Annotated in this window: 24 protein-coding genes and 4 pseudogenes; 20 read left to right on the plus strand and 8 right to left on the minus strand. The window is 68.7% G+C overall.

Going from position 1 to position 25,878, the window contains the following annotated elements; genetic code table 11:
• Positions 1-510: 510 nt before the first annotated feature.
• The 4 genes and pseudogenes from ACIBAD_RS36265 to ACIBAD_RS36280 form a co-directional block, all read left to right on the plus strand.
• A complete protein-coding gene (locus ACIBAD_RS36265; protein ID WP_398911229.1) occupies positions 511-924 on the plus strand; it encodes an ATP-binding protein in 414 nt (137 codons plus the stop codon).
• A 531-nt stretch (positions 925-1,455) separates the two neighbouring features.
• The gene (locus ACIBAD_RS36270; RefSeq protein WP_208329116.1) at positions 1,456-1,767 is read left to right on the plus strand and encodes a hypothetical protein; all 312 of its coding nucleotides are present in this window, start codon (positions 1,456-1,458) and stop codon (positions 1,765-1,767) included.
• Entirely contained in the window at positions 1,656-2,000 is a 345-nt protein-coding gene (locus tag ACIBAD_RS36275; RefSeq protein WP_398911230.1) for a plasmid stabilization protein, read from the plus strand. The genes ACIBAD_RS36270 and ACIBAD_RS36275 overlap by 112 nt, the downstream gene beginning before the upstream one ends.
• A 153-nt stretch (positions 2,001-2,153) precedes the next feature.
• Positions 2,154-2,684, plus strand: a pseudogene (locus ACIBAD_RS36280) (YihY/virulence factor BrkB family protein); the annotation flags it as partial.
• Positions 2,685-2,714: 30 nt separating this feature from the next.
• On the opposite strand, the gene ACIBAD_RS36285 reads toward ACIBAD_RS36280, so the two are convergent.
• Positions 2,715-3,149: an SsgA family sporulation/cell division regulator gene (locus tag ACIBAD_RS36285; RefSeq protein ID WP_398911232.1), complete on the minus strand. Its 435-nt coding sequence runs from the start codon at positions 3,147-3,149 to the stop codon at positions 2,715-2,717.
• 514 nt (positions 3,150-3,663) lie between these two features.
• Here ACIBAD_RS36285 and ACIBAD_RS36290 point away from each other — a divergent pair.
• From ACIBAD_RS36290 to ACIBAD_RS36300, 3 genes and pseudogenes are all read left to right on the plus strand, one after another.
• Positions 3,664-3,888, plus strand: a pseudogene (locus ACIBAD_RS36290) (hemerythrin domain-containing protein); the annotation flags it as partial.
• Between the two features lie 206 nt (positions 3,889-4,094).
• Positions 4,095-4,547, plus strand: coding sequence for an SRPBCC family protein (locus ACIBAD_RS36295; RefSeq protein ID WP_134068579.1), 453 nt, complete (start codon positions 4,095-4,097; stop codon positions 4,545-4,547).
• A complete protein-coding gene (locus ACIBAD_RS36300) occupies positions 4,540-6,129 on the plus strand; it encodes a phytoene desaturase family protein (RefSeq protein WP_398911234.1) in 1,590 nt (529 codons plus the stop codon). The genes ACIBAD_RS36295 and ACIBAD_RS36300 overlap by 8 nt, the downstream gene beginning before the upstream one ends.
• A gap of 94 nt (positions 6,130-6,223) precedes the next feature.
• Here ACIBAD_RS36300 and ACIBAD_RS36305 read toward each other — a convergent pair whose 3' ends face one another.
• Positions 6,224-8,587 (minus strand): SpoIIE family protein phosphatase, encoded by a 2,364-nt coding sequence (locus ACIBAD_RS36305; RefSeq protein WP_398911257.1) that lies wholly within the window; start codon positions 8,585-8,587, stop codon positions 6,224-6,226.
• Positions 8,588-8,663: 76 nt separating this feature from the next.
• A complete protein-coding gene (locus tag ACIBAD_RS36310; RefSeq protein WP_398911258.1) occupies positions 8,664-13,217 on the minus strand; it encodes a HAMP domain-containing protein in 4,554 nt (1,517 codons plus the stop codon).
• A gap of 758 nt (positions 13,218-13,975) precedes the next feature.
• On the opposite strand from ACIBAD_RS36310, the gene ACIBAD_RS36315 reads away from it, so the two are divergent.
• The 11 genes from ACIBAD_RS36315 to ACIBAD_RS36365 all read left to right on the plus strand — a co-directional run bounded on the left by ACIBAD_RS36315 (position 13,976) and on the right by ACIBAD_RS36365 (position 20,021).
• Positions 13,976-14,272, plus strand: coding sequence for a gas vesicle protein (locus ACIBAD_RS36315; RefSeq protein WP_398911236.1), 297 nt, complete (start codon positions 13,976-13,978; stop codon positions 14,270-14,272).
• A gap of 81 nt (positions 14,273-14,353) precedes the next feature.
• Positions 14,354-14,791, plus strand: coding sequence for a gas vesicle structural protein GvpA (locus tag ACIBAD_RS36320; protein WP_134068582.1), 438 nt, complete (start codon positions 14,354-14,356; stop codon positions 14,789-14,791).
• A 3-nt stretch (positions 14,792-14,794) separates the two neighbouring features.
• Entirely contained in the window at positions 14,795-15,508 is a 714-nt protein-coding gene (locus tag ACIBAD_RS36325; RefSeq protein ID WP_398911238.1) for a GvpL/GvpF family gas vesicle protein, read from the plus strand.
• Between the two features lie 55 nt (positions 15,509-15,563).
• Positions 15,564-15,818 carry a gas vesicle protein GvpG gene (locus ACIBAD_RS36330; RefSeq protein WP_398911240.1) on the plus strand — a complete coding sequence of 85 codons (255 nt, stop codon included), beginning with the start codon at positions 15,564-15,566 and terminating at the stop codon, positions 15,816-15,818.
• Positions 15,819-15,861: 43 nt separating this feature from the next.
• Positions 15,862-16,440 (plus strand): hypothetical protein, encoded by a 579-nt coding sequence (locus tag ACIBAD_RS36335; RefSeq protein WP_398911242.1) that lies wholly within the window; start codon positions 15,862-15,864, stop codon positions 16,438-16,440.
• Positions 16,433-17,563, plus strand: coding sequence for an SRPBCC family protein (locus tag ACIBAD_RS36340; RefSeq protein ID WP_398911244.1), 1,131 nt, complete (start codon positions 16,433-16,435; stop codon positions 17,561-17,563). The genes ACIBAD_RS36335 and ACIBAD_RS36340 overlap by 8 nt, the downstream gene beginning before the upstream one ends.
• 34 nt (positions 17,564-17,597) lie before the next feature.
• Entirely contained in the window at positions 17,598-18,017 is a 420-nt protein-coding gene (locus tag ACIBAD_RS36345; protein ID WP_398911246.1) for a gas vesicle protein, read from the plus strand.
• A complete protein-coding gene (locus ACIBAD_RS36350) occupies positions 18,014-18,910 on the plus strand; it encodes a GvpL/GvpF family gas vesicle protein (protein ID WP_398911248.1) in 897 nt (298 codons plus the stop codon). Before ACIBAD_RS36345 ends, ACIBAD_RS36350 begins: the two co-directional genes overlap by 4 nt.
• A 2-nt stretch (positions 18,911-18,912) precedes the next feature.
• A complete protein-coding gene (locus tag ACIBAD_RS36355; protein ID WP_398911260.1) occupies positions 18,913-19,179 on the plus strand; it encodes a gas vesicle protein in 267 nt (88 codons plus the stop codon).
• Complete coding sequence (locus ACIBAD_RS36360) at positions 19,176-19,514, plus strand: gas vesicle protein K (protein WP_398911250.1); 339 nt, start codon at positions 19,176-19,178, stop codon at positions 19,512-19,514. Before ACIBAD_RS36355 ends, ACIBAD_RS36360 begins: the two co-directional genes overlap by 4 nt.
• A 75-nt stretch (positions 19,515-19,589) precedes the next feature.
• Positions 19,590-20,021: a hypothetical protein gene (locus ACIBAD_RS36365; protein WP_134068589.1), complete on the plus strand. Its 432-nt coding sequence runs from the start codon at positions 19,590-19,592 to the stop codon at positions 20,019-20,021.
• 126 nt (positions 20,022-20,147) lie between these two features.
• Here the strand turns inward: ACIBAD_RS36365 and ACIBAD_RS36370 are convergent, their stop codons facing one another.
• Positions 20,148-20,498: a PRC-barrel domain containing protein gene (locus ACIBAD_RS36370; RefSeq protein ID WP_134068590.1), complete on the minus strand. Its 351-nt coding sequence runs from the start codon at positions 20,496-20,498 to the stop codon at positions 20,148-20,150.
• Positions 20,499-20,516: 18 nt separating this feature from the next.
• Complete coding sequence (locus tag ACIBAD_RS36375; RefSeq protein WP_166681965.1) at positions 20,517-20,909, minus strand: SsgA family sporulation/cell division regulator; 393 nt, start codon at positions 20,907-20,909, stop codon at positions 20,517-20,519.
• A gap of 386 nt (positions 20,910-21,295) precedes the next feature.
• Between ACIBAD_RS36375 and ACIBAD_RS36380 the strand changes: the two genes are divergently transcribed.
• Both ACIBAD_RS36380 and ACIBAD_RS36385 read left to right on the plus strand, forming a co-directional pair.
• Positions 21,296-21,712 (plus strand): hypothetical protein, encoded by a 417-nt coding sequence (locus ACIBAD_RS36380; protein WP_134068592.1) that lies wholly within the window; start codon positions 21,296-21,298, stop codon positions 21,710-21,712.
• Between the two features lie 455 nt (positions 21,713-22,167).
• Positions 22,168-23,181: a magnesium and cobalt transport protein CorA gene (locus ACIBAD_RS36385; RefSeq protein ID WP_398911253.1), complete on the plus strand. Its 1,014-nt coding sequence runs from the start codon at positions 22,168-22,170 to the stop codon at positions 23,179-23,181.
• 22 nt (positions 23,182-23,203) lie between these two features.
• On the opposite strand, the gene ACIBAD_RS36390 is transcribed toward ACIBAD_RS36385, so the two are convergent.
• The 3 genes and pseudogenes from ACIBAD_RS36390 to ACIBAD_RS36400 all read right to left on the minus strand — a co-directional run.
• Positions 23,204-24,073 carry an IS5 family transposase gene (locus ACIBAD_RS36390; protein ID WP_398911255.1) on the minus strand — a complete coding sequence of 290 codons (870 nt, stop codon included), beginning with the start codon at positions 24,071-24,073 and terminating at the stop codon, positions 23,204-23,206.
• A gap of 260 nt (positions 24,074-24,333) precedes the next feature.
• Positions 24,334-25,119 (minus strand): annotated as a pseudogene (locus ACIBAD_RS36395) (IS5 family transposase); the annotation flags it as partial.
• 6 nt (positions 25,120-25,125) lie between these two features.
• A pseudogene (locus ACIBAD_RS36400) lies at positions 25,126-25,407 on the minus strand (arginase family protein); the annotation flags it as partial.
• Between the last annotated feature and the right edge of the window lie 471 nt (positions 25,408-25,878).

Consider the following 25,878-nt stretch of genomic DNA (forward strand, 5'->3'; position numbering starts at 1 on the left):
AACCACCCCCACCCCCCCCCCCACCCCCTGCGCAAACACCCCACCCCCCCCAAAAAACACCCACACACCCCCCCCGGGGGCGCCCGCCCCCCCCCGCCCCACGCCTCGAAGCAGGCCCAGAGTCCGGGCGGACGGGCGACGATCCCGCCCCTGAGCCCCCGCCTCCCAGTGCCCTGCAGGGGGCAGACGCACCCTGCGCCCCGGGCAAAAGGATTCGGTCGAGTCCAGCTCGGAAGCTGAGGCGCCGACGAGCCCCTGCCCGCAGGCCCGCAGGCCCGCAGGCCCGCAGGCCCGCATGATCAGCAGCCGGCACGTGCGGCACCCGGCGAAGGCACACCCGAAATCCGCCTCCCTTTCATCGGCCACCGCCGCCCGGTTGGCCTGACCGGTGCGCCAGGTGCCCGGCACCGCCCCGGTAAATGCCCCTGGGGGCTTGCACACGGTCAGAGCCCCCAGGGCCGGCGCACCCCGGGGCCGCTTACGGGACGGGAACGGGGGAAGGCGCAGCATATGGAAGAACGGACTCTGTCGTCCCGACTCCTGCCGGACCCCGCGGGGCCCGGCGTCAGCTGTATACAAGCCCGCGACACTGCCCGCGCCCTCCTTGCCCGTCTCCATGTGCCTTCAGCCGGGGTCGATGACGTGGTGACGGTCGTGAGCGAACTGGTCTCCAACGCCGAGCGACACGCGGGCGGTGCCACCCTTTTCGAGATCCACGCCCGTTCCGGGGTCGTCACCGTGGAGGTGTCTGACCGTACGACCCGCCTGCCCGAAGCCCAGACCTGGGCGCCAGGGCGCCCCGGCGGGTTCGGATGGCGCCTGATCCACGTCATCGCCGCCACCATTCACGTCCGTGCACACCAGGGCGGCAAGACCGTTGTCGCCACCTTCACCGACAAGCAACTGCACGCCGCGAACCCCTGACCCAAGCGGCGCTCAACCAGCGGAAGTGTCCTCACAGACCTCGAAGACGCCGCGACCGTACGGCCTTCGCCCACGAAGCGACACCACGCCGACCAGAGGCCTTTCCCCGCATGCCGGACGCGGCAAGCGGAATCAAGAACCCTCCAGGCGCCGTGCCCCGGCGGCCCCGTTCCGTTGGCCTAGTCGGCTCTCACGAAGATCACACGCGGGCCGGGTTTGGCTCGGGCAGACCGGGGCAGACGCATCGAAGAGGGTGACGCGTTCCGGGGCGGCTGCGGCGTGGCAAGCCCCGATCGCCACTACGCTCACCTCGCCCCCGGACAGGGCCGTTCCCATCTGGAGACCGCATCGCCGCCCCGTCCGGAGCGGGGGCGGCTTCGTTACTACGGCGGCCAGCCGCACAGCGTCGGCTGCGGCGCCAGCTGCACACCGTGGGCCTGGACACCATCCGGCCTGCCCCCTGGTGGCCGCGCAGACCGATATGCAGCACATCGGTCTGCGCTCCTCGGCCGGGCTATTGGAGGCTTGCGGATGTTGATCACCCATACTCTCGATCGCGGCACACTCAGAGTGAAGATCCAGCACGAATTGGACATCACCAACCGGGCTGCGGTGGCCTTGCAGATCGAAGCGCTCGTCGCTGCCCACCGCCCCGACCACGTCCTCCTCGAACTCCCCACTGCCCAACCGAGCCCCGCCACCCTCAGCGCCATGGCTCGCGCGCAGCGGATGTGCCGCAGCCTGAACGTCGCGTTCGCCGTCACCGGCGCGGACGTCCGCATCGAGGGAGAACGCGGCCAAGCTCCGCCGCGGCTGGATTCGGGGGCGCGCCGTCAGCGCTGACTCCCCGCACCGTGAACAAGGAGCGGGCGCAGTCCGGCGAGAGCAAGACTGCCAGTCGGAACTCCACCCAGGGCAAGTCGGCTTCGCAACGCGGCGGCCAGAGGTCTCACAGCGGCGGAGGGGCGTCGTCCGAGCGGACCAAGGACGATCTCTACCAGGAAGCGAAGAGGCGGGGCATCGAAGGCCGCTCCAGCATGACCAAGCAGCACCTCAAGAACGCCCTCGGCCACTGACTCAACGGGCTGGTAGGCCGAGTTCCCCTCGCGGGTCGTGGCGACCCGCGAGGCAGCGGGCCATGGGCTGAGCCCAGGCGCTTCGGCGTCTGCCGCGGCCGGGGCGCGCAGCGGGGCGGCAATCGGACGCTCAAAGAGTTCCAGCGCGACGAGCTGGCCGATCGGGCCGCCGCACTCACCTTCTACAGCGTGCTGCCCCTCTTCCCCGCCCCGTTGGTGCTGGTGTCGCTGCTCGGGGTGGCCGAAGCGTCCGCCACCCAGCCCGTCCTGGACAACCTCCAGCGGCTGGCCCCGGCGCCGCGCGGGACGTCGTCTCGGGCGCGGTCCGCGGGCTTCAGGGCGGTCCGGGCGCCGGGTCGGTCCTGGGGGTGGTCGGCCTTGTCGCCGCGGTGTGGGCCGCCTCCGGATACGTCGCGGGGTTCATCCGTTCTTCGAACGGCGTCTACGACGTTCCGGAAGGCCGTCCGGTGTGGAAGGTGCTGCCCCTCGCCGTGGGTCTGATGGTCATGGCAAAACGGCGAGCGCCCTGATCGTCGTGTTCACCGGCGGCCTCGCCCGACGCGCGGGAGACGCCCTCGGGCTCGGGCTCGCAACACCGCGGTCGCCGTGTGGTCGATCGCGAAATGGCCCGTGCTGGTGCTGCTGGTCACCCTCATCCGCAGGCCTGCCTGGCACGCCGTGCCCAGGCCAGGTCGGGTCGGATCGGGTCTTATGTCACCGGTTGGCCAGGAGCCGATCCATGAGGGTCCAGTCCAGGTGGTCTTCTTCGGTCCCCGGCGGAGCCAGGAGGCAGGTGGTCATCAGCCAGGCGGACAGCTGTGTCCGATCCAGGCTGAGTAGGGCGCGTCCGTCCTCGGATCCAGTCGCAGCCCCCACGAGGCCGTTGCGGGTGGCAGCGGATGCAGGCCAGATGCAGACGTCTCCTTCGCCCGTCAAAGCGCGGGTTCCGGCGATCAGCAGGTCCCGCCCCAGGTCCCACACGACCGCGCCGCTTCTCGGGCTGTGAAAGGTGGCTTGGACGCACAGCGGGTCGGCACGGCGGTAGAGGAAGGTGACGGGAGCCGGTGTGGGCCGGTGGCCATGGGGGTGGTACTGGCAGGCGACGGTGGACCAGCCGCGCGCGGCGTCGGAGTGGGGGCTGCACGTCATCGACTCCTGATGGGGGTGGGCCGGAGGTCACTCGCGCTGCCGCGTGTACCCGTGGTTCGGCCTGCGAAGCGGGTCCCCGTGGGAGCCAGATGAGTGAAGTCAGGCGCTGTCGCGGCACCCGTTGCCTTCGCCGGCATACAGCGACAGGGAACGCCTGGTGATGCGGTCTCAAGCACGAGGGGTCTGAGGGGTAATCGTTTTGATCTGCGTCAGGTGGCCGCAGTCGACGGGTTGGGGCAGGCCGCGTCTACCGGCAGGAGCCGGGATCATTTGCTCGGCCAAACCGACGATTTGGCGGCACATTTCGATTCCCGGATGCATGGAGAAGCCGGCCTCGCCTTTGGGCCGGGCAGCCCGCTGCAGGGCCGGTGCCTTCATCGGCGGACAGCTCAATCCCCTCGTCCTTCCGGGCTATCTGGCCGTGTGCAACTGCCTGGCACGGGCGCGGGCGGGTACACGGCTGCGGGACGGTTCCGGCCGCTCCGGCAAGTGACGTGAGTGTGAGGGAGGCCCGGTGGACGGGATCGTACTGCTGAAGGAAGACCACAAGACGGTCGAGAAGCTCTTCAAACGCTTCGAGAAGGCCGGTGAGGACGCGCACGCGGAGAAGCGTGGGATCGCCGACACGGTGATCAAGGAACTCACCACCCACGCCTGGATCGAGGAGAAGATCTCCTACCCCGCTGCCCGCGAGGCTGCACCGGACGCCAAGGACCACGTCCTGGAGAGCGTCGAGGAAATGGAAGCAGCGAAGAAGTCGGCCCCCACGGCCCCCCTGGCCGTCCCCAGCGCCGACCAGTAGACCCAGCAGTCAGGACCCACGCCGCTCGGCACCGGCGCGCCCCCGGGTCGGCTCGCGCTCCCGGGAGGGCTCCACGGTCCTCGCACTTGGCACCACCGCGCCGAAACGGCTGCGGAGTCCGTCTCGTCAGAAGGGTCTCTTCCATGGCCGTGCGACATCAGCTGATTCATCGTTCCCCGCAGGCGGTGTGGGCGGTGCTCGCCGATCCGACCCTGTACGGGGAGTGGGTGGTGGGGCCGTCGGAGTCGACGCCGCTCGATCAGGAGTGGCCGGAGGTCGGTTCCCGGCTCTGCTACACGGTGCGGCTTGGCCCCTGGTCGACCGAAGGGGTGACGACCGTACGTCACCTGGAACCCGGCAGGGAGCTGGAACTGGAGGCGTCGTTCAAGTCTCTGGGCACTGCGAGGATCTTCCTCCAGCTCCGGAAGTGGGGCGAGGAGACCCTCGTCGTCTGCGACGAACACCCGCTGCGCGGCCCGGGCGGCACCCTTCACAATCCGGTCATCGAAACCCTGCTGCAGCTCCGGCACCGGGGAATGCTGGCCCGCCTGGCCAGGGTCGTGGAACAGGGCCATGCAGGAGCCCGCCGTGCCTGACGCCGTAGTGATCGGTGCGGGCCCCAACGGGCTGGTGGCCGCGAACGTTCTGGCCGACGCCGGCTGGAGCGTGGAAGTGCTGGAAGCGCAGCCGGAGCCCGGCGGCGCGGTCCGCAGTGACCGGGGTGTCCACCCCGACTACGTTTCGGACCTCTTCAGCGCCTTCTACCCCCTGGCCGCGGCCTCCCCCGTCCTGGCCCGTCTCGACCTGGCCGCGGAGGGCCTTCGGTGGAGCCACGCCCCGTCCGTGCTGGCCCACCCGCTGAAGGACGGCAGGTGCGCTGTGCTGGAGCGGCAGGTGGACGGGACCTCGGCCGGCCTGGCCGGATTCGCCGCCGGCGATGGGGAGGCCTGGCAGGACATGTACAGAGCGTGGAGCCTTGTTGGTCCCGATCTGGTGCAAGCCCTGTTCACCCCGTTCCCTCCAGTCCGGGCGGGCCTGCGGCTCGCGGCGAAGCTGCGGGCTGCCGGCGGGCTGCGGCTGGCTCGCAAGCTCGCCCTGCCGGTCCGCCGGCTCGGCGAGGAGGAGTTCGCGGGAGAAGGCGGCCGGTTGCTGCTCGCCGGTAACGCCCTGCACGCCGACCTGGCCCCCGAGGCCGCCGGCAGCGGCGGCTTCGGCTGGCTGATGTCGATGCTCGGACAGAGCCACGGCTTCCCGGTCCCCGTCGGCGGGTCCGGTGCCCTGACCGCGGCGCTGGTGAGCCGCCTCACGCGGCGCGGGGGTGTTCTGCGCTGCGGGCAGCGCGTCACTTCTGTCGTCGTACGCGGTGGCACGGCGGTCGGGGTCACGACCGAGGGCGGGGAGAGCATCAGCGCGCGCCGGGCCGTCCTGGCAGACACCTCGGCGCCGGCCCTGTACCGGGACCTGGTGGGTGAGGAACACCTTCCGTCCCGCCTGCTGCGGGATCTGAAGCGTTTCCAATGGGACTTCGCCACCTTCAAGGTGGACTGGGCCCTGACCGGTCCGGTGCCGTGGACGGCGCCCCAGGCTGCCACAGCGGGAACCGTCCACGTGGCGGACGGCGTCGACGGCCTGACGCGCTTCGCCTCCCAGATCGCCATGGGCCAGGTACCTGACCAGCCCTTCGCCCTGTTCGGACAGATGACCACGGCAGATGCCAGCCGCTCCCCCGCCGGCACGGAATCAGCATGGGCCTACACCCACCTCCCGCAGCACATCACCGCAGACGCCGGCCCCGGCCGCATCACCGGCCGCTGGGACGCCCGCGAGCAGGAAGCCATGGCCGACCGCATCGAAGGCCAGGTGGAACGGTTCGCACCCGGCTTCCGCAAGCTGATCGCCGCGCGCCGCATCCTGGCTCCCCCCACCCTCCAGGCCATGAACGAAAACCTCCACAACGGCGCCATCAACAACGGGACCACCGCCCTGCACCAGCAAGCGGTCTTCCGCCCCACCCCCGGCACCGGAAGGCCCGAAACACCCGTCAAGAACCTCTACATCGCCTCCGCGGCCGCCCACCCCGGCGGCGGTGTCCACGGCGCACCAGGCGCGAACGCGGCCCGCGCCGCCCTGCGATCTCACGGACTGCGCCCCGTCCTACACCGCGCCCAACGCATCTAGACCGCCCCGGCTCCTCTTGTGCACCAACGGGGGCCACGGCGCGCACCCAGGGGAAGTGGCGGCACCACGCACGCGGCGCGACAGAGTGTCTGAGTCAACGCACCTGTACCCCGATGAGGCAGGTGTCGTCGTCGGTGTCTGAGGAACTGTAGGTCAGCAGGTCGTCAAGGCGGCGTTCAAGGCAGTCCAACGGTTGTGCGGCGACGGCGAGGAGCTGTGCCAGCGAGTCGGTTACGGAGAGGTCTCGTCGTTCGACGAGACCGTCGGTGTACATGAGAAGGATGTCTTCCCGCTGGAGCCGTACTTCTTCTTCTGCGTAGTCGGCGTCCGGGATGGCTCCGAGGAGGAGGCCAGCGGTCAGGGGGAAGGCTTCGGCGTGGTCCCCACGGACGAGGACGGGCGGAAGGTGGCCGGCACGTGCCCAGCGCAGGGTGCGGGTGTCGGGGTCGTAGATGCCGCATACGGCAGTCGCGGTGAGGTTGCCGGTGAGGTGGTGGGCGACGCTGTTGAGCCAGGAAAGGAGTTGTGCGGGGCCGGCGCCGGTGACGGCGAGGCCGCGCAGAGCGTTGCGCAGGATCACCATGCCGGTGGCGGCTTGGATCCCGTGGCCGGCGACGTCGCCGACGCTGATGAGGATCTTGCCGTGGGGCAGGACGACCGAGTCGTACCAGTCCCCGCCTACGAGGGACTGGGATTCGGCGGGCCGGTAGCGGACGGCGATGCGAATGCCGGGGACCTCCAACGGGGCGGGGGCGGGCGGCATGATGGCGTGCTGGAGCTGGAGGGCGAGTTTGGTCCGGTCCGCGGATTCGGCTTCGGTGTCGGCGAGCTGGTCCCGGGTGGCGGCGAGTGCTACTTCGGTCCAGTGCTGGGAGGAGATGTCCTGGCATGCGCCCCGGACGGACATGAGGTGTCCGTGGTGGTCGAGGACGGGTTCGGCGACCATGCGGATGTGCCGGGTGATGCCGTCGCCGCGTTTGAGCCGGAAGTCGACCGAGGACTCACGTAGCCGGTGCAGGAGGGTCCGTAGGAAGCGGCCTACGGAGTTGACGTCGTGCGGGTGGACGTGACTGGTCAGCTCGTGGAGTGAGATGGGGCTGGCTGTCGCAGGGAGGCCGAACAGGGAGAACAGCTGTCCGTTCCAGCTGATCTCCCCCGTGGTGAGGTGTTCTTCGAAGCCGCCGACCCGTCCCAGGCGTTGTGCGTGCTGGAGCAGGGTTGCCAGTCGTGCGGTCTCGTCCTCGATTTTCCAGATGAGGAGAAGGGCGGTGCCGTGGCGGGTGATGCTGACGTCGGCGACCGTGGTAAGGGGCACTTGGTCGACAACTGCTGTGAGGGTGGTCCGTGGGGCGTGGCAGGACTCCCCCGTGGCGTACACCCGTTCGAGCATGGAGAAGAGGCCGTTGTTCTCGGCGGCTGTCGGGTAGGCCTCCAGGAAGTGCGCTCCGGTGATGTTCGAGCGGGTGCGTCCGGCGGGGTCGGTGAAGCGCTGGTTGGTGTGATGGATACGGAAGTCGGCCAGACGGCCTGCCGGGTCGAGGGTGGGGGTGAGGATCAGTACCGGGTCGTGGAGGTGGTCGGCCAGGTCGGTGAGTTCCGCGACTCCTGCCAGGTCCGCGGCGCTGGGCGTCAGTGGCGAGAGAGCGGGTTCGTGCTCCTCAAGGGTGTGGGCACAGAGTTCGGCCAGGGCCTCCAGCTGCCGCAGGATCACCGGCTGTTGTGGCGGCCGGGCGTGTGGCCAGCTGATTTCCAGGACGCCGGTGATGCGTCCGCCCGTCCCGGCCGGGATCATGATGCGTCCGCCGTCGGGATGCTGGCGTCTGCCGATGGTGGGGATGCCGGATTCGACGAGGCAGTCCACGATCGTGAGTTCGCGGCGGGTGAGGGCCAGGCGGGCGCAGGTTGCGACCTCGGGAGGAACGTAGCGCCAGCGGTCGGCCTCCTGGCGGGTGAACCCCGCCTGGCCGTGTAGGGACAGTGAGGCGTCGGGAGCTGCCGCCCAGATCGCCACCCCGGCGGCCCCCAGCGCGTGAAGGGCGTTGTCCAGCAGGGCGTTGGCGACGGCTTGTGTATCGCTGCCGGCCGCGAGCATGCGGCTCTCGGCTGCCCGCAGGCGGACCAGTGAGGTGGCGGTGTCCGTGGCGGGCAGATCGGCGTCGGTTGCTTGAAGGAACTGTCGCGCCAGATCGCTGACGTGGTCGTGAGCGGCCTGGTTGATGATTTCGACGGCCAGGCCGAGAGCGGTCTGGTCGGCCTGCTCGGCCAGTTTGGCGAGCTGGCGGGAGGCTTCGCCGGGCCCGCAGCCCAGGCGTCCCACGAGGATGCCCTTGGCCAGTTCGATCAGCGCGCGGCCGTCCGCGGCTTGTTGAGCTTCGAGGGCTTCCTTGCGCAGCCGCTCGACTGTGGCGGCGAGGCGGCCTACGTCACCCGAGGGCGTTGTGGTGACCTGGGCCGGCATGTCCGGCGGTTCCAAGCCCGGCGTGCTGCGCACCGCCGGACTCTCGTGCGCGGGGATGTCCTCAAGACGGCCGGAGTCAGGCACGGGGGGCTCCCGAGGTGTCCGTGGGCAGGAGCCAGTGCCGCAGACGGGCGACGAGGTCGTTGGCGTCGACGGGCTTGGTGATGTAGTCGCTGGATCCGGCCGCCAGGCTCTTGTCGCGGTCGCCGGGCATGGCCTTCGCGGTGACCGAGATGATCGGCAGGTCCGCATACTCGGGCATCGCTCTGATTTCGGCTGTTGCCGCGTATCCGTCGAGTTCGGGCATCATCACGTCCATCAGGATCAGGTCGATGCCCGGGGTGCTGGTCAGGGACTCGATGCCCTTACGGCCGTTTTCGGCGTGCAGGACTCGGATACCGTGCAGTTCGAGGATGCCGCTGATGGCGTACAGGTTGCGGGGGTCGTCGTCGACGACGAGGACGGACTTGTCGGCGAGGCTGGCGTCGGGGTGTGCCAGGTCGGCGGGAGCGGGTTCGGTCCGGACCAGGGGCAGGACGTCGTTGAGCCGGTCGACCGACAGGTGCAGGGTGATGCGCTCGCGCAGTTCGTCGAGGCTGGCGAGGACCTCCAGGCGCTGCCCGCTGGCCTGCCGGTCGACTTCTTCCTTCAGTTCTCCCGTGACGCGGCGGTTGTCGTGTGCGAGAACGGGCAGGGACGCCAGGGCCGTGTCTCCGGCGAGCGCGCGCAGGAAGCTGAGGGCCTCCGCTCCGGCGGCGAGGTCGAGGACCACGCAGTGGAAGGGCGCCTGGGCGAGCATGGTGGCCGCCTCCGTGGCGGTGACGGCCGTGAAGACTTCTACCTGTGAGGCCGCAGGGCCGACGGGGTGTCGGCCGACACCCAGCTCGGAGGCCGCGCTCTCCGCGACGAGGCTGAGAAGCCCGTTGGCGCGATTCTCGATCACCAACAGCCGCCGCGGCCCCGGCTCCCCGGTCGTCTCGGCATCCTGCTCCTGGGGTGCTTCGGGGCTCCTCGCTTCGAGCGCAGTTGTGGCAGGGGCGTTGGCTTCAGCAGCGTCCTGGGTGCGGGTGACCGGCAAGTACAGCGTGAAGGTGGATCCGACGCCGGGCGTGCTGGTCGCGGTGACGGCACCGCCGAGGAGTCGTGCGATCTCACGGGTGATGGACAGGCCCAGGCCGGTGCCGCCGTATTTGCGGCTGGTCGTGCCGTCGGCCTGTTGGAAGGCTGCGAAGATCACTTCGAGCTGTTCCTCGGCGATGCCGATGCCGGTATCGCTCACCTTGAACGCCACCACGGAGCCCGCATCATGCAGCTCGGAGGGGAGCTCTACTGCGGTCGCCGGACGGATCTCGATCCGGACCCTGCCCTTTTCAGTGAATTTCACCGCATTGGACAGCAGGTTGCGCAGGATCTGCTGAAGGCGGGCGTCATCGGTGAGGAGGTCCACCGGTACGCCGGGCGCCGTCGAGATTTCGAAGTCGAGGCCCTTTTGCGTGGTCAGGGGACGGAAGGAGGCCTCCACGTAGGCCAGGAGGGCCTTGAGCGACACCCGCTCCAGGTTGACGTCCATCTTGCCCGCCTCGACCTTCGACAGGTCGAGGATGTCATTGATGAGCTGGAGAAGGTCCGAGCCTGCCGAGTGGATGATGCCCGCGTACTCGACCTGCTTGGGGGTGAGGTTGCGTGAGGGGTTCTGAGAGAGGAGCTGGGCGAGGATCAGCAGGCTGTTGAGCGGGGTGCGCAGCTCGTGGCTCATGTTGGCCAGAAACTCCGACTTGTACTTCGAGGCCAGTGACAGCTGCTGGGCCCGGTCCTCCAGCTCCTGCCGTGCCTGCTCGATCTCCAGGTTCTTCGTCTCGATGTCGCGGTTCTGGGTGGCCAGCAGGGCCGCCTTCTCTTCCAGTTCCTCGTTGGATCGCTGCAGCTCTTCCTGCTGGACCTGCAGCTGCTCGGAACGGGCTTGGAGCTCGCCGGTGAGCCGCTGGGACTCTTCCAGGAGTTCGTCGGTGCGGGCGTTGGCGACGATGGTGCTGACGTTGACGCCGACGGTCTCCATGAGGCGTCCGAGGAAGTCGCGGTGGACGGGCGTGAACGAGTTGAAGGTGGCCAGTTCGATCACGCCCAGGACCTGGTCCTCGACCAGGATCGGCAGCACGATGAGGCTGGCCGGGGCGGCCTCCCCGAGGCTGGAGGAGATCAGGTAGCCCGGCGGCACGTTGGCGGTGCTCAGGATGCGCCGGCTGCGGGCTGCCTGGCCCAGCAGCGTCTCACCTTCACGCAGGCGCTGGGCTGCCGGACGGTCTGCGGGCCTGCCGAAGGAACCGATCAGCGTCAGCCAGGCGCCCTCCTCGCTCTCCTCGGCCAGGTAGAAGGCCCCGTAGCTGGCTTCCACCAGCGGCGTCAGTTCGTCCATGACGAGGTCGGCGACCACCGCGAGGTCGCGGTGGCCCTGCATCAGACCGGAGATCCGGGCCAGGTTGGACTTGAGCCAGTCCTGTTCCTGGTTGGCCCGGGTGGTCTCGCGCAGCGAGCCGACCATCGAGTTGATGTTGTCCTTGAGTTCGGCGACCTCGCCTGAGGCGTCGACGGTGATCGAGCGGGTCAGGTCGCCCTCGGCGACCGCGCTGGCGACCTCGGCGATGGCCCGGACCTGGCGGGTGAGGTTCCCGGCCAGTTCGTTGACGTTCTCGGTGAGCCGCTTCCAGGTGCCGGAGACCCCTTCGACCTCGGCCTGTCCTCCGAGGCGGCCCTCACTGCCGACCTCGCGGGCCACGCGCGTGACCTCGGCGGCGAAGGAGGACAGCTGGTCGACCATCGTGTTGATGGTGGTCTTCAGCTCCAGGATCTCCCCGCGGGCGTCCACGTCGATCTTCTTGGACAGGTCGCCGTTGGCGACCGCCGTGGTGACGAGGGCGATGTTGCGGACCTGACCGGTCAGGTTGTTCGCCATGGAGTTGACGTTGTCCGTGAGGTCCTTCCAGGTCCCGGCGACGTTGGGGACCCGGGCCTGGCCGCCGAGCCGGCCCTCGGTGCCGACCTCGCGGGCCACGCGGGTGACCTCGTCGGCGAAGGCGGACAGCGTGTCGACCATCGTGTTGATGACGCCGGCCAGCGCGGCGACCTCGCCCTTCGCCTCCACCGTGATCTTCTGCGACAGGTCCCCACGGGCCACGGCCGTGGCGACCTGGGCGATGGAGCGCACCTGTCCGGTCAGGTTCGACGCCATCACGTTGACGTTGTCGGTGAGGTCCTTCCACGTGCCCGACACCCCGCGGACGGTCGCCTGCCCGCCCAGGTTGCCCTCGGTGCCGACCTCGCGGGCCACACGCGTCACCTCGTCGGCGAACGCCGAGAGCTGGTCGACCATCGTGTTGATGGTCTCCTTCAGCTCCAGGATCTCCCCGCGCGCGTCGACCCGGATCTTCTGCGACAGGTCACCCTGGGCCACCGCGGTGGTGACTTCGGCGATGGAGCGGACCTGGGCGGTGAGGTTGTCGGCCATGAAGTTCACCGAGTCGGTCAGGTCCCGCCAGGTGCCGGAGACACCCTTGACGTCCGCCTGCCCGCCGAGTCGCCCGTCCGTGCCCACCTCACGGGCGACACGGGTGACTTCGTCGGCGAACGCGGAGAGCTGGTCGACCATCGTGTTGATGGTCGTCTTGAGCTCCAGGATCTCCCCGCGCGCGTCGACCCGGATCTTCTGCGACAGGTCACCCTGGGCCACCGCGGTGGCGACCTCGGCGATCGAGCGGACCTGGGCGGTGAGGTTGCCGGCCATGAAGTTCACCGAGTCGGTCAGGTCCCGCCAAGTGCCGGAGACACCCTTGACGTCCGCCTGCCCGCCGAGCCGCCCGTCCGTGCCCACCTCACGGGCCATACGGGTGACCTCGTCCGCGAACGCGGAAAGCTGGTCGACCATCGTGTTGATGGTGTTCTTCAGCTCCAGGATCTCTCCCCGAGCATCGACTGCAATCTTCTGCGACAGATCGCCCTTGGCCACGGCGGTCGTCACCTGAGCGATGTTGCGGACCTGGTCGGTGAGGTTGCCGGCCATGAAGTTCACCGAGTCGGTCAGGTCCCGCCACACCCCGGCCACGCCAGGCACCTCTGCCTGGCCGCCGAGCCGGCCCTCGCTGCCGACCTCACGCGCCACCCGGGTGACCTCGTCCGCGAAGGAGGACAGCTGGTCGACCATCGTGTTGACGGTGTCCTTCAGCTCCAGGATCTCGCCCCGGGCCGCCACGTCGATCTTCTGGGAAAGGTCGCCGCGCGCGACAGCGGTGGCGACCTGCGCGATGTCCCGGACCTGCGTGGTGAGGTTGCCCGCCATCGCGTTGACCGAGTCGGTCAGGTCCGCCCACGTCCCAGATACGCCCGGAACCTCGGCCTGACCACCCAAGGTCCCCTCCGTACCGACCTCGCGAGCAACGCGCGTCACCTCCGAGGTGAACAAAGAGAGCTGATCGACCATCCCGTTGAAAACGGTGGCGATCTCCCCCAGCAGACCATCCGCATCATCCGGCAGCCGGGTTCCGAAGTCACCGTCACGCACGGAGGTCAAGCCGGCCAGCAACTGTCTCAGTTGCTGCTCCCCCACCGTCCCCGGGCTCTCCGTGCTTCCGGTGTCCATCTGCTTGGCCATCCCTGCCCCATCTCCGCCGGACCGGGCTGCCCGATATTTCGAGCAATCCCCCAGTCAGGCTAAACCAGAGACTTTGGCTCTCGGTCTCGCGGCTACGCCGTTCATGAGTCCCGCAGCAGGTTCTTGTCATCCTCGGGGGCCAAGAGCCTGGGCCGAGCCCGGCAGCCCCCTATGCTGCGCGCCCCGAGATGGCTCACGGCTCGGGCTGGCGTGCGAGCGCCGACTCCCAGCGCGAGCAACCAAGATCACAGGAGTCGGACATTGAGGGAGCCTTTGTGTGAAGACCGCTGAGGACCCTAGAGACCCGCCTCCGGTGCTCCCACGTGCCGCGGTAGGACGTATTGCCCACGCGGCCGCGGGACTTGCGCACCATACCCCGGCGCCTCGTTCCGCAGAGCCGGACGCCTACGCCTTTATCGCCCACTGGCCGGCATACCGTCCGGCTTCCCCCGTTGTGGCGGCAAGCGGCCGCTGCGTAGTGAAGGCTGCGGGCGCTGAGAGTGAGGTAAGGGCCCTTGTGTACCCGCCTGTCCCCGCTGGTCGCGCCACTGAGGCACGTCCGGACACATCCGAGACCGCCTTCTGGGCTGCCGCAACCGGGCGCGGCCCGGGCCCGGACCGACTGAGCCTGCGACCGCCTGACAGGTGGTCACGCATGTAACCGTCAGGGGCGGGCAGGCGAACGTGAGTCCAGACGGCACAGCGCGATGATGCCGAGCCGTCTTCCATGCCTCACAGGCGGGAACATGAGCGCGACAGACGACGAAACACACAAGACGTCCAAGAAACTCGACATCGCCACAGCGATGCGCGGTGCCTCCGAGCAGCTCTCGGAGCTTCTGCGTTGCGAACCCGGTTCCGTGTCAGCGGTGAAGGCCACCGAGGACGGGTGGACGGCGGAGGTGGAGATCGTCGAGCTGGAAAAGGTGCCGGACACGATGAGCGTGATGGCCTCGTATCACGTGACTCTCGACGCCGAGGGCCAGCTGATCGCGTACGAGCGCACACGGCGCTACGCCCGGGGCCAGATCGACCGCCGCTGAGGCGAAAAGGGCGCCTGCCGCTGCGAGCGGCGGTCGGGTGTCCGTACGCGTCGACAGACGCCGAATTGGAAGGAGTTCACCATGACACTCGTCCAACAGAGCAGTGCAACGAGCGGCGGGAGCGGCTCGGGAAATCTTTACGACGTACTGGAACTCATCCTCGACCGGGGCCTTGTGATCGACGCGTTCGTCCGTGTCTCCCTGGTCGGGATCGAGATCCTCAAGATCGATGTCCGTGTGGTCGTCGCCAGCGTGGACACATATCTCCGCTTCGCCGAGGCGTGCAACCGCCTCGATCTGGAATCCGGGCGGAAGGCACCCACGCAGCTCACCGACATCGTGGGTGAGATGACAGAGAACGGGGCGAAGGGCAAGTCGAAGGGCGCCCTGAGCGGCGCCGTCGAGGCGATATCGGACTCGTTGCAGAGCAAACGTGAGGGGTCCGAGGAAGAGCCGCGCAAGCGGCCGGCGCGCAAGTCGACGTCCAGCCGTTCGTCCGCCAGCCGACGGGAGGAGTAGCAGGTGCCCACCTACATCTACGCCATTACTGAGGCGGACCATCCCCTGCGCCTGGACGGCCTCCGGGGCGTGGGCGAGCAGGCGCCGCCCCTGCGGGCGATCCGCGCCGGCGACATCAGCGCTGTGGTCAGCGACGCGCCCGAGGGTCTGCGGGCCAAGCGCCGTGATGTGCTGGCTCACGAGGCGGTCCTGGAGGCCTTGATGGCGGACGGGGCCACACTGCCTATGCGGTTCGGTCTGCTCGGCCCGGACGACGATCAGGTGGCGCAAACACTGGAGCGGGACAGCGCCGCGTACCGCAGCCGTCTGGCTGAGCTTGCCGGGCATGTCGAGTTCAACCTCAAGGCGGCCCGTGACGAGCAGGATCTCCTGCTCGAAATCGTCTCGGATTCCGACCAGATCAGGGAACTCAACGAGCGCACCAGGTCGGGAGCTGCCGGACAGGACGACCGCATCGCCCTCGGTGAGCTCGTCGCGGGCCAGGTGGCCGAGCGCAACAACGAGCAGGCTCAGAGGACCCTGGAGAGGCTGCAGCCGGCTGCGGCCCGCGTCTCGCGCGCCGAGGCGGGCGCCAGCCATTTCCTCAACGCTTCCTTCCTCGTGGCGGCGGAGTCCGCGGACGACTTCGTGCGGGCGGTCAGCGAAGAGGCGGAGCGCCGGGGTGAAGCCTGCACCTTCACCCTGACCGGGCCGCTGCCGCCGTACAGCTTCGTGTGACCGGCATGCCGGCGCAACGCCCGGCGCACGGCGAACGCAGGAAGGAGGCCGGAACGTGGGACTCCTCACCACCATCCTGACCTTGCCGATCGCACCGCTGCGCGGCACGGCATGGGTGGTCGACCAGGTTCTGCTCGCCGCGGAGCGCGAGTACTACGACCCGGAGCCCGTCCGAGCACAGCTGGCGGCGCTCGTGGAGGACCTGGCCCACGGTCGCGTGGACGCGTCCGAGTTCGACCGCCGCGAGGACGCACTCCTTGACCGCCTCGACGAGATAGAGGCCTACCGAAGCCAGACGGGAAGTGGCTGATGACGCAACAGAATGATCAAGCAATGCGGGACGAGGTGCACCGGTGATACCGAAGAACACCACGACGGCAGCCGCACTCGTGGGGGGCTACCTGCTCGGTCGGACGAAGAAGGCCAAGATGGCCATCGGGATGGGCATGTTCCTCGCCGGCCGCAGGCTGGACCTCGATCCCCGGCGACTGGGAAAACTGCTGGCCGCCTCGCCCGTGACGGGCGCACTGAGCGAACAGATCCGCCGCGAGCTGTTCGAGGCCACGAAGTCGGCAGCGACGCAGGCCCTCACCCAGCGCGCAGCAGGCCTCGCCGACTCCCTGCAGCAGCGCACGCGGGCGCTCAGCCATGACGACGACTCCGAAGCCGAATCGGGCGGTACCGAAAACCGCGAACGAGATGACGTCGCCGCGGAGCGCGACGATGCCTCCGACGAGGGCCGGCAGAAGCGGACACGGTCGACGGGCTCTGCCAAGACCGCCCGTAAGAAGAGCACCAGCGGCGCCGCCTCCCCCACCGGCTCCTCCGGGGCCGGCTCGGGCAAGTCGACGGGAGCCCGCAAACGGACCAGTGCCCCCAGGAAGTCGACGGCTTCCCGTACGCGCAAGAGCAGGGGGGACAACGATGAGTGACTCCGCCCTCAGCAAGATCAAGAACGATGTGGTGGGCAACCCGGCCACCGACCGGCTGAAGGAGGAACTCCGCCTCTACCTCACCGCCCGTGCCGAAGACGCCGTCACCCGGCTCGGGGAACGCCTAGGTGACCACGTGGCCCGGTTGGCCGAGCCTGGCGCGGCGAAAGGCAGCCTCGCCAAGGGGCTCGCCGAGGGAGGCAAGGCCCTCGGCGAGGGGAAGTCCCCCGCGCGGGCCGTGTTCGCAGCCGGGACGTCTGCCTTGAAGGACACTCTGAAGGAGAAGGCCAAAAGCCTGGTCGGCGGTGGCCGTACCTCCGGTGGAGGGGCCGCGAAGGGCGTGACGATCGTCGAAGACATCGACGTCGGCGTACCGGTACGCGAGGCGTACGACCAGTGGACGCAGTTTCAGGAGTTCAGCACCTTCGCGAAGGGAGTCGTCAGCGTCGAGACGGCGGACGACACGACCACCAACTGGAAGGTCAAGGTCGCCAAGTCGACCCGCAGCTGGCAGGCGAACGTCACCGAACAGATTCCCGACGAGCGCATCGCCTGGACCACCCACGGGGCGAAGGGGACCATTCGCGGAGTGGTGACCTTTCACCCGATCACCGACGACCTCACCCGCGTTCTGCTCGTCCTGGAGTACTTCCCCAAGGGCCTGTTCGAGAAGACGGGCAACCTGTGGCGTGCGCAGGGCCGGCGCGCCCGGCTCGATCTCAAGCTCTATCGCAAGTTCCTCATGCTGCGAGGAGAGGCCACCGACGGCTGGCGGGGCGAGATCCGGGAGGGCGAAGTCGTCACGGGCCACGACGAAGCGGTCCGAGAGGAGGAACACGCCGACGGCGAGGCGGAGGACTTCCCCTACGAGGACGAGGACGCAGAGCTTGAGGGCACGGTCGAAGACGACGACTACGACGAGCCTGCCGACGACGAACCCCTCGACAACGAGTTCGAGGAGGAGGCCGAGGACGGCCCGGAAGACGAGGCTGAAACCTCCGACGAAGCCGGATCGGACGAGGTGGACTCCGAGTACGACGAGGGCGAGCCGACCGATGCGGAAGAACAGCGGCCGAGCGGATCCGGACGCCGCACACGTCGTCGCAATCCCGTGGGCAGCTGACCCGCAAAGCACACCAGAGAACAGGGGCGCCACCGTGTCCGAGTCCTTCGCAGGACGCCTACCGGCCGCACCGCACGCCGCAGGGCCAAGCCACCAGGGCCCTTCCGCGAACCTCGCGGACATCCTGGAACGCGTGCTCGACAAGGGCATCGTGATCGCCGGGGACATCCAGATCAACCTGCTCGACATCGAGCTGCTGACCATAAAGCTCCGCCTGCTGGTCGCCTCGGTCGACAAGGCGAAGGAGATGGGCATCGACTGGTGGGAGCACGACCCCTCCCTCTCCTCGCGCGCCCGCCCGCAGACCGTCGGCGGGGGCGGAGGCGGCGGCCGGGAGGAGCTGTTGGCCGAGGAGAACGAGCGCCTGCGCGCCGAGCTCGTGCGCCTGCGCTCCGCAGGCGCCCAGGGCCAGCCGCGGGCGGACACCCCCGAACGGACGGAGGAGGCACGATGAGCGCACCGGAGCAGCCCCGCGAGGCCGTCGGCGACCCTGCCCGCGAGGCCGGGACCCGGCCCGTCGGGCAGCCGGCCGGTACCTGCCGCCCGATGGCCTACGTATACGCCATCGGGCGGGACGAGGAGAGGTTTCGCGCTCTCGTCCGCACGTGGACGGGCGTTGACGGACACGACGTCACAGTCGTCGCCGCGGGCGGCCTCGTCGCCCTGATGTCGGCCGTGCCTGCCGATGCCTTCGACGAGAGGGCGATGCAAGCCCGCCTGGGCGATCTGGGCAGGCTGGAAGAGCTGGCCCGGGCCCACCACGCCGTGGTGGACACCGCGTTCGCAGAGGCAGTGCTTCTCCCGCTCCGGCTAGCCACCGTCTATCTCGACGAGCAGCGCGTGGCCGAGATGATCCTCGATCACCGCGACCGGTTCGCCGAACTGCTGCAGTGGCTCGACGGCCACGTCGAGCTCGGTGTCAAGGTCCACGCGGATCCGGGCGCCGCGGCCGCGGCGCAAGCCACCGGGACGGAGGCTACCCAAGCGGCTGCTTCGAGCCCGGGCCGCGCGTATCTGCAGCAGCGCAGGCAGAAACGGAACAGCACCGAGGACCTCTACCGTGTGGCCGGCGCGGTCGCGGACGAGGTGACGCACGCGGCGCGGACGCTCGCGACAGCCGCTGTCATACACCGCCCCCAGCAGGCCGAACTGTCCGGCCAAAACGGGACCAACATCACCAACCACGCCTACCTGGTGCCCGCCGACGCCGAAGAGCGCTTCCGTCAGGCAGTGCACGCGGCCACCCGCCCGGCAGCCGGGGTACGGGTGGAGGTGACCGGCCCATGGGCCCCGTACTCCTTCGCGGCGCCTGTCGCGAATCCAGAGGCGGGCGGGACACCGCAATGAGCATGCCCTTGCCGCACGACGCCTCCCCCGAGTCACCGGACCACCTGCCCGGACCTGCCGTGGCCCTCATCGACCTGCTGGACCGCCTGCTGACCGGCGGCGCCGTCCTCACCGGCGACCTCGTCCTTTCCATTGCCGATGTGGACCTGGTCCACATCAACCTGCGTGCGGTCATCCGGTCTATCACCAGCGACGAGCCCGGCCCCTGGCCGCGGGCCCCGAGCCCCGACGCCCCGCCCGTCGACCGCGCCACAGCGCTCAGGAGGTGACCGCGGTGGAGAACCCGCAATCCTCCGCCCGCCCCGCCGCCGCAGCCGCCGCCGCAGCACAGCGGCTTTCTGTCGACCCCGACACGGTGGAACGCGACCTGATCAAGCTCGTGCTGACCATCGTCGAGCTGCTGCGCCAGCTGATGGAACGCACAGCCATCCACCGAATCGACCAGGGCGACCTCGCCGAGGACGAGGAAGAGCGCATCGGCATGACGCTGATGATCCTGCACGAGCGGATGGAGGAACTGTGCGAGCGGTACGGCCTGACCATGGACGATCTCAACCTGGACTTGGGCCCATTGGGCTCGCTCCTTCCCCGCGATGGCTCCTAATCGTCAACACGTCCGCAGAGATTCCGGTGAAAAGTTCCCCGTTTCACCGGCCAAAGACAGGCAAGAAGGGATGTCATGACTGAATCGAATGGAAGTGCCAAGTCCGGCAATACCACCGCACGGAAGTCGCCCGCCAAACGCGCCGCGTCGACCGCCAAGCGCGCTCAGCCGCGAGCCACGTCGGCGGCCACCGACAAGGCGACTTCTGCACGCGAGGCCAAAGAGACGGCGACGACGGGCATCCAGTCCGCGGGCGAGGCCACCAAGAGGGCCGGCCGATCCGTCGCAGGCGGTCTGCAGACAGGCCAGAAGGCCGTGACGGCGAAGGCCGCCAAGACAGCCACCGCGGCCGTGGCCGTATGGACGGTCGTCAAGAACCGGAAGGCAATCGCTGCCAGTGCAGCCGCAGGCCTCGCCGGAGTCGCCGGAGCGGCGTTCGCGGTCGGCCGTTCGACGGCCAAGCCCAAGGTCGGCCCGCTGACCAAGCTCGTCGGCGGCCGAATCTGACGAGACCGCAGACCGGTCACGGCCAACGCCTACCGATCCGCTCCGCCCTTCGGAGCGGATCGGCGTCGTCTGCGCTCCATTGCTTCCGGAGCCGCTCGCCGGCCACGGTCCGGACGAGGATCCCAGCTAGCAGGGCCCCGCTTGCCAGTAGTAGTTCGCGACCTCCTCCCGGTACTCCTGATCGGCACGGTGCCGGTCGGGCAGGAAAGGCGGGGCATCCTCGACCCGCCCCCTGCTCAGGCTCAGATGGAGCGTGCGCCTGTCACGGTCGATCCGCGTCACCGCGCCGGCCGGAACCAACAGCTTCCCGAAGATCCATCCGCCCGCGTCCACCACCAGGAACGCGTCGCCTGTCGCGTCGGAATGCTCCTCCACTTCACCCACGTGACCGTCAGCGGCCATTACCTGCCATCCGGTCAGGTCGACAGCAGCCAGCTCACGGCACGACGGGTGGAAGTTCCAAGGGTCGCGCGTCATGACCAATACTCCTCTGCTTCAGCGGGCCAGGAACTCGTCGAGGAGCTTGTCGAGATCGAGGAATTCCTCTCCCTCACCCACAACGGCGTAAGTCCGATCAAGGAATTCCTTCACCATGCCGCCATCCGCGAAGAGCACCGCCCGCCCCGCTGCCCCATCGGCATGATTGCGCAATCCGATACGGAATTCGCGGCCACCCACCTCTTCGTGCGGGCCGAACGTGACGTCGCCCTCACCGACCGGCCGACGCAACCCCTCAGCCAGCATTTGCCGATCGAACTGCCAGGAAGCCAGGCTGGTCTGGCCGTCGAAAAAGTCGGCCTGGACCGCATACGGATGGTCAGCGGAGTACACGAACCGGGCGAGGAGCGGCAGAGCCCCCTCGCACGTATCGAGACGGACAGCGATCAAGCCGGATACGCAGGGCACAGGGGAAGCCTCTCGAAATTGACGGGACGGCGCGCCCCTCGTGTGCCCCTTCCCACCGTGGTCACGCTGGAGCAAGGGCCCGGATTGCCCCTCGCACGCGCTGTGGGTGGCGCCTACATCAGGCACGGCTTATCACTCGCAGCAGTGCCTTCGTGATCTAGCACCCAGACGTCCCCCAGGACCGGGTTGCCCAAGCGGCCGAGCCGCCGTCCTCCGCGCTGCCGTGACCAGAGTTGTGCAGGGGGCTCCTGCCGCCGCCGATACGAGGGACGCGGCAGAAGCAGAGTGCGGCGCAGTTCTCATTACCGGCGCGCCCAGCTTCCGACCGCACCCTCCCTAGGCCTGGCGAGGGGATCTAAGGTGCTCACATGGACATGCGGACCACCATCGAGACGCTGACCGCCGAAGCCGATCAGCAGATCCGCGACCAGGCATGGATCCCCACGCCCATCGACCAGGCCATCGCCGCGAAAGCCGCCGCCGACCTCGACGCCGCGATCGGCAGCCGGGACGCGCAGGCGGCCCTGCCCGCAATCGAACGGCTGGAACACCTGCGGGCAGCACTCGCGGCCCTGGCCATCTCCCTCGCCCACGTACACGGACGCCTCGCCTGGTTCCTCGGCGCAACCGCCACCGCCCTCACCCCCGTGCTGCAATGGCGCGCCCTGAACCCTGACGGCGGCCCCGCCTTCGGCACCATCCAGCCCACTCCCCAGCAGTACACCGACGCCGAGGAATCCATCCGCCGCATCCAAGCCGCCCTCACCCACGTCGCCGCCCCCTAACCACCGCCTGCCCCCCAGCCTCACCCCGCAGCCCCGGGACCGGCAGAGCAGCCAGAGCACATGCCCGCTCTGCCTCGTCCGCGCGCCCAAGGCGGGGCCCGCACCAGGCTTCCCTCGGCGAGCCCGCCGGCCGCAGGGCGACACTCGGACAGAGGCAGGCGAAGCCAGCGGTGCCCGGCCCTGTGTGCGGGATACGTGGGCGGGGTGGGCTCCGTCCATCGCCGCGGCGCCGTTCTCGAAGCGACCCCATTTCGTGCTCCGACGAGGACTGCCGGCACAGGGCGGACACCGCGACGGTCAGGAAGTCCCCGCACTTCGACCCCGGTCACCAGTGCACCTGGCATGTTCATGAGGCTGCTCCTGCCCGCGGGCGCACGCCTACACGACATGGCACCGGTGTCCCCTCAGACCCGCGACAGGACAGGCACCGGCAGCGGGCGCATGAAATCAGAGAGTTGAAGCATGCGCGGAGGATGGAATGCGTCATTTACGAGCAAGCCACGGGCCGGTCGGAGCATGTGGAGTGCGAGCTGGCGGACGACACCTGTGGCTCGGCCCTCAAACGGTTGCAGGACTTGAGCGACGGGGAGTTCGCCTGGGTCCGGCTGACTGACCCCTTGGAGGGCGAACTGGCCCAGCTGGCCGGGAACCTCGGCTTGCACCCGCTAGCCGTCGAGGACGCGCTCCACGGACGACAGCGCCCCAAGCGCGAGCGCTTCGGCGATGTCCTGGCCGTCGCCCTGAAGCCGCTGCGGTACGTCGAAGAAGACTCGGCGGTGGAGACCGGGGACATCATGATCTTTGTTGGCCCCCGCAGCGTTCTCACCGTGAATCACGGAAGGATCGACCCCTGCGCCGAGGCCGGACGTCGGCTGAACGCCGATCCGCAGATGCTGAGCACGGGGCCCTGGGCTGTGCTCCACGCCGTGCTGGACGTCTGCGTCGATGCATACAGCGACGCAGCCCGCAGGGTGCGTGCCACGCTCGACCGGCTCGAGGACGAGGTGTTCTCGACCTCCCGCGTCGACCACACCCCAAGCATCTACTCCCTCAAGCGGGAGGTACGTGAGTTTCGTGATGCGGTGCAGCCGCTCGTCCCAGTCTTCCAGGGCCTCCTGGACAGCCCGGGCGCAAAGGACCACCTGTCGAAGATCGCCCCGTACATCCGTGACGTCGCCGATCACCTGCACCGCACCGACATCGAGGTCCGGACCCTGGACGAGCTCCTGGACTCCGTCCTTGGCGCACAGCAGGCCCGGGTGGGCACCTGGCAAAACGATGACATGCGGCGCATCTCCGCGTGGGCTGCGATCTTCGCGATCCCCACGATGGTCGCCGGCGTGTACGGGATGAACTTCGAGCACATGCCGGAACTGCGCTGGACCTACGGCTACCCCCTGGCCGTGGCCCTCATGACCCTCGCCTCTGCCGCCCTCTACCGAGCCTTCCGCCGCAACGGCTGGCTCTAAGAGGTCGTTTTATCCCGCTGTTTCATCCTGGGATGGGATGGTTGATAGGCATTTTTGGGTCGTGCCAGGAGATGGTGTTCTCGCCGGTGATGCGGCGGGTCATGAGGTCGGTCATCGCCAGGTTGACCAGGGCCTCGGATCGGGTGGTCAGGGTTTCGTAGTCGCGGGCCAGGCGGCGGTGGAGCATGAGCCAGCCGTAGGTCCGCTCCACTGCCCAGCGTTTCGGGATCGGGGTGAAGCCCCTGGTCCCGGGTTTGCGGGCGGTGATTTCCATGTCGATGCCGAGGGCGGCGGCATGCTCGACGAGATGCTGGCGGTAGCCGCCGTCCACCCAGACCTTGCGGATGCCGGGGTGTTCGGCTGCGACCTGGTCGATGAGCCGGGTGCCGGCAACGGAGTCCTGGACGCTGGCCGCGGTGACCAGCACCGCGAGGAGAAGCCCGAGGGTGTCGGTGACGATGCTCCGTTTGCGGCCCGCGATCTTCTTGCCGGCGTCGATGCCCTGGCTTGCCGCAGGGACGCTGGTGGAGGTCTTGACGCTCTGCGCGTCGATCACACACGCCGATGGCTCCGCGTCCCGTCCCTCCTTCTCCCGTAGCAGCTGGCGGAGGAGGCCGTTGAGCTGGGCAAATATCCCCTCCTCCGCCCACCTGGCGAAGTAGCCGTAGACGCTCTGGTGCGGCGGGAAGTCATGCGGGAGGTAGGCCCACTGGCAGCCGGTGCGGTCCACGTAGAGGATCGCGTTCATGATCTCGCGCAGGTCATGCCGCGGTGGCCGGCCGAAGTCCAGAGCCCGGCCACGGCGCTCGAAGCGCCACGCCGACAGCACCGGTTCAATCAACTCCCAGCGAGCATCGGACAAGTCACTCGGATACGGACGCCGCGTCGTCATGAATCCGGCGTACCGCCACGGACCGAGTGCGCCCAGGCGCACAGCCGCGACACCCGAAGCACGGGCCACCAAGGGCCGGACATCCTGGAATGAGACGGGAACACGACCCATCCCGCCCCACCGGTCACCCCACCCGGCCCACAAGTCGTTAACTGCATACGTGGCCACGACCGCACCACGACCGACCGTCTTGAAAATCACACCAAAATAGGCTGGTGCAGATTAAAACGACCTCTAAGAGGTCGTTTTATCCCGCTGTTTCATCCTGGGATGGGGTGGTTGGTGGACGTTTTTGGGTCGCGCCAGGAGGTGGTGTTCTCGCTGGTGATGCGGCGGGTCATGAGGTCGGTCATGGCGATGTGGATGACGGCTTCGGAGCGTCCGGGGAGGGTTTCGTAGTCGCGGGCCAGGCGGCGGTGGAGCATGAGCCAGCCGTAGGTCCGCTCGACCGCCCGGCGTTTCGGGATCGGGGTGAAGCCCCTGGTCCCGGGCTTGCGGGCGGTGATCTGCATGTCGATGCCGAGGGTGGCGGCGTGTTCGACGAGGTGCTGGCGGTAGCCGCCGTCGACCCACGCCTTGCGGATGCCGGGATGGTCAGCCGCGACCCGGTCGATGAGCCGGGTGCCGGCGACGGAGTCCTGGACGCTGGCCGCGGTGACCAGCACCGTGAGGAGAAGCCCGAGCGTGTCGGTGACGATGCTCCGGTTGCGGCCCGCGATTTTCTTGCTGGCGTCGATGCCCTGGCTGGCGGCGGGGACGCTGGTGGAGGTCTTGACGCTCTGGGCGTCGATCACGCAGGCGGAGGGCTCCGCGTCCCGTCCTTCCTTCTCGCGGAGAAGTTGTCGCAGAAGGCCGTTGAGCTGGGCAAATATCCCCTCCTCCGCCCATCTGGCGAAGTAGCCGTAGACGCTTTGGTGCGGCGGGAAGTCATGCGGGAGGTAGGCCCACTGGCAGCCGGTGCGGTCCACGTAGAGGATCGCGTTCATGATCTCGCGCAGGTCATGCCGCGGTGGCCGGCCGAAGTCCAGAGCCCGGCTTCTCATTTGGCCGGTCTCGGCGATCTCGCGGACCAGTGCGCGGATCGACTCCATGGAGTTGTCGATGCTGAACGGGTCGACCGCGGCGTCTCCATAGTCGACCACCGTCAACTCGTCGAACGGCCTGATGCGGGTGCTGGGGTTGACCAGCCCCAGCGGGACGTTGGGCAGGATCCGTTCGTCGCCCCGAATCGCACGTGATCCGTAGGCCGTCCCCCGGCGCTCCAGGCCCATGTCCACCGGCGCCTCCAGGACCGCCACGTCGACGTCGCCGGCGCGCAGGCATCCCGTCGTCATCCTCCTCTGACGCGGTGACGCCCCACCCGGCGGCGCGGAGGGAGGAGGCCGCACGGGAGGCCGTCTCGGCAACGGTGACGGCCGCCGGACGATTGCCTTGATAGATCGTCGAATAGTGGCGGCGCAGTGGCTCGCGCGGAACGGCAACCTTCGGCTCGTCGAGGGACAGCCGGCAGAGGTGGACACGAATGGTCAAATCTGTGATGAGCGCGATCAGTTGTTCGCGCAGTGACAGGCGCAGACGGTCCAGTTCGCCACGCGCCTTCGAAGGCTGATCCACGTCTGCCCCTCGTTCCCGGAACGTCTCACAGGACCAATTCTCGTAACTGCGGCCGTTCCCCAGTTGCCGGGCGAGGCAAGATCCGGGGAACCCACCCTAGTGACCTGAGTCGAAGATTCATCGTTGGTTGGGTATGAGTCGTCCGGGTCCGAAGATTCCGCCGTTGTCGGTGACCGATGCCCAGCGGGCCG

The organism is Streptomyces sp. NPDC051109, assembly GCF_044455885.1.
Taxonomy (GTDB): Bacteria; Actinomycetota; Actinomycetes; order Streptomycetales; family Streptomycetaceae; genus Streptomyces.

Bases quoted from the DNA above. Each gene is read 5' to 3' on its own strand.
- ACIBAD_RS36265 (WP_398911229.1), top strand. From the start codon at position 511: ATGGAAGAACGGACTCTGTCGTCCCGACTCCTGCCGGACCCCGCGGGG.
- ACIBAD_RS36270 (WP_208329116.1), top strand. From the start codon at position 1,456: ATGTTGATCACCCATACTCTCGATCGCGGCACACTCAGAGTGAAGATC.
- ACIBAD_RS36285 (WP_398911232.1), bottom strand. From the start codon at position 3,149: ATGACGTGCAGCCCCCACTCCGACGCCGCGCGCGGCTGGTCCACCGTC.
- ACIBAD_RS36295 (WP_134068579.1), top strand. From the start codon at position 4,095: ATGGCCGTGCGACATCAGCTGATTCATCGTTCCCCGCAGGCGGTGTGG.
- ACIBAD_RS36305 (WP_398911257.1), bottom strand. From the start codon at position 8,587: ATGCCGGCCCAGGTCACCACAACGCCCTCGGGTGACGTAGGCCGCCTC.
- ACIBAD_RS36310 (WP_398911258.1), bottom strand. From the start codon at position 13,217: ATGGACACCGGAAGCACGGAGAGCCCGGGGACGGTGGGGGAGCAGCAA.
- ACIBAD_RS36315 (WP_398911236.1), top strand. From the start codon at position 13,976: ATGAGCGCGACAGACGACGAAACACACAAGACGTCCAAGAAACTCGAC.
- ACIBAD_RS36320 (WP_134068582.1), top strand. From the start codon at position 14,354: ATGACACTCGTCCAACAGAGCAGTGCAACGAGCGGCGGGAGCGGCTCG.
- ACIBAD_RS36340 (WP_398911244.1), top strand. From the start codon at position 16,433: ATGAGTGACTCCGCCCTCAGCAAGATCAAGAACGATGTGGTGGGCAAC.
- ACIBAD_RS36350 (WP_398911248.1), top strand. From the start codon at position 18,014: ATGAGCGCACCGGAGCAGCCCCGCGAGGCCGTCGGCGACCCTGCCCGC.
- ACIBAD_RS36355 (WP_398911260.1), top strand. From the start codon at position 18,913: ATGCCCTTGCCGCACGACGCCTCCCCCGAGTCACCGGACCACCTGCCC.
- ACIBAD_RS36365 (WP_134068589.1), top strand. From the start codon at position 19,590: ATGACTGAATCGAATGGAAGTGCCAAGTCCGGCAATACCACCGCACGG.
- ACIBAD_RS36370 (WP_134068590.1), bottom strand. From the start codon at position 20,498: ATGACGCGCGACCCTTGGAACTTCCACCCGTCGTGCCGTGAGCTGGCT.
- ACIBAD_RS36380 (WP_134068592.1), top strand. From the start codon at position 21,296: ATGGACATGCGGACCACCATCGAGACGCTGACCGCCGAAGCCGATCAG.
- ACIBAD_RS36390 (WP_398911255.1), bottom strand. From the start codon at position 24,073: ATGACGACGCGGCGTCCGTATCCGAGTGACTTGTCCGATGCTCGCTGG.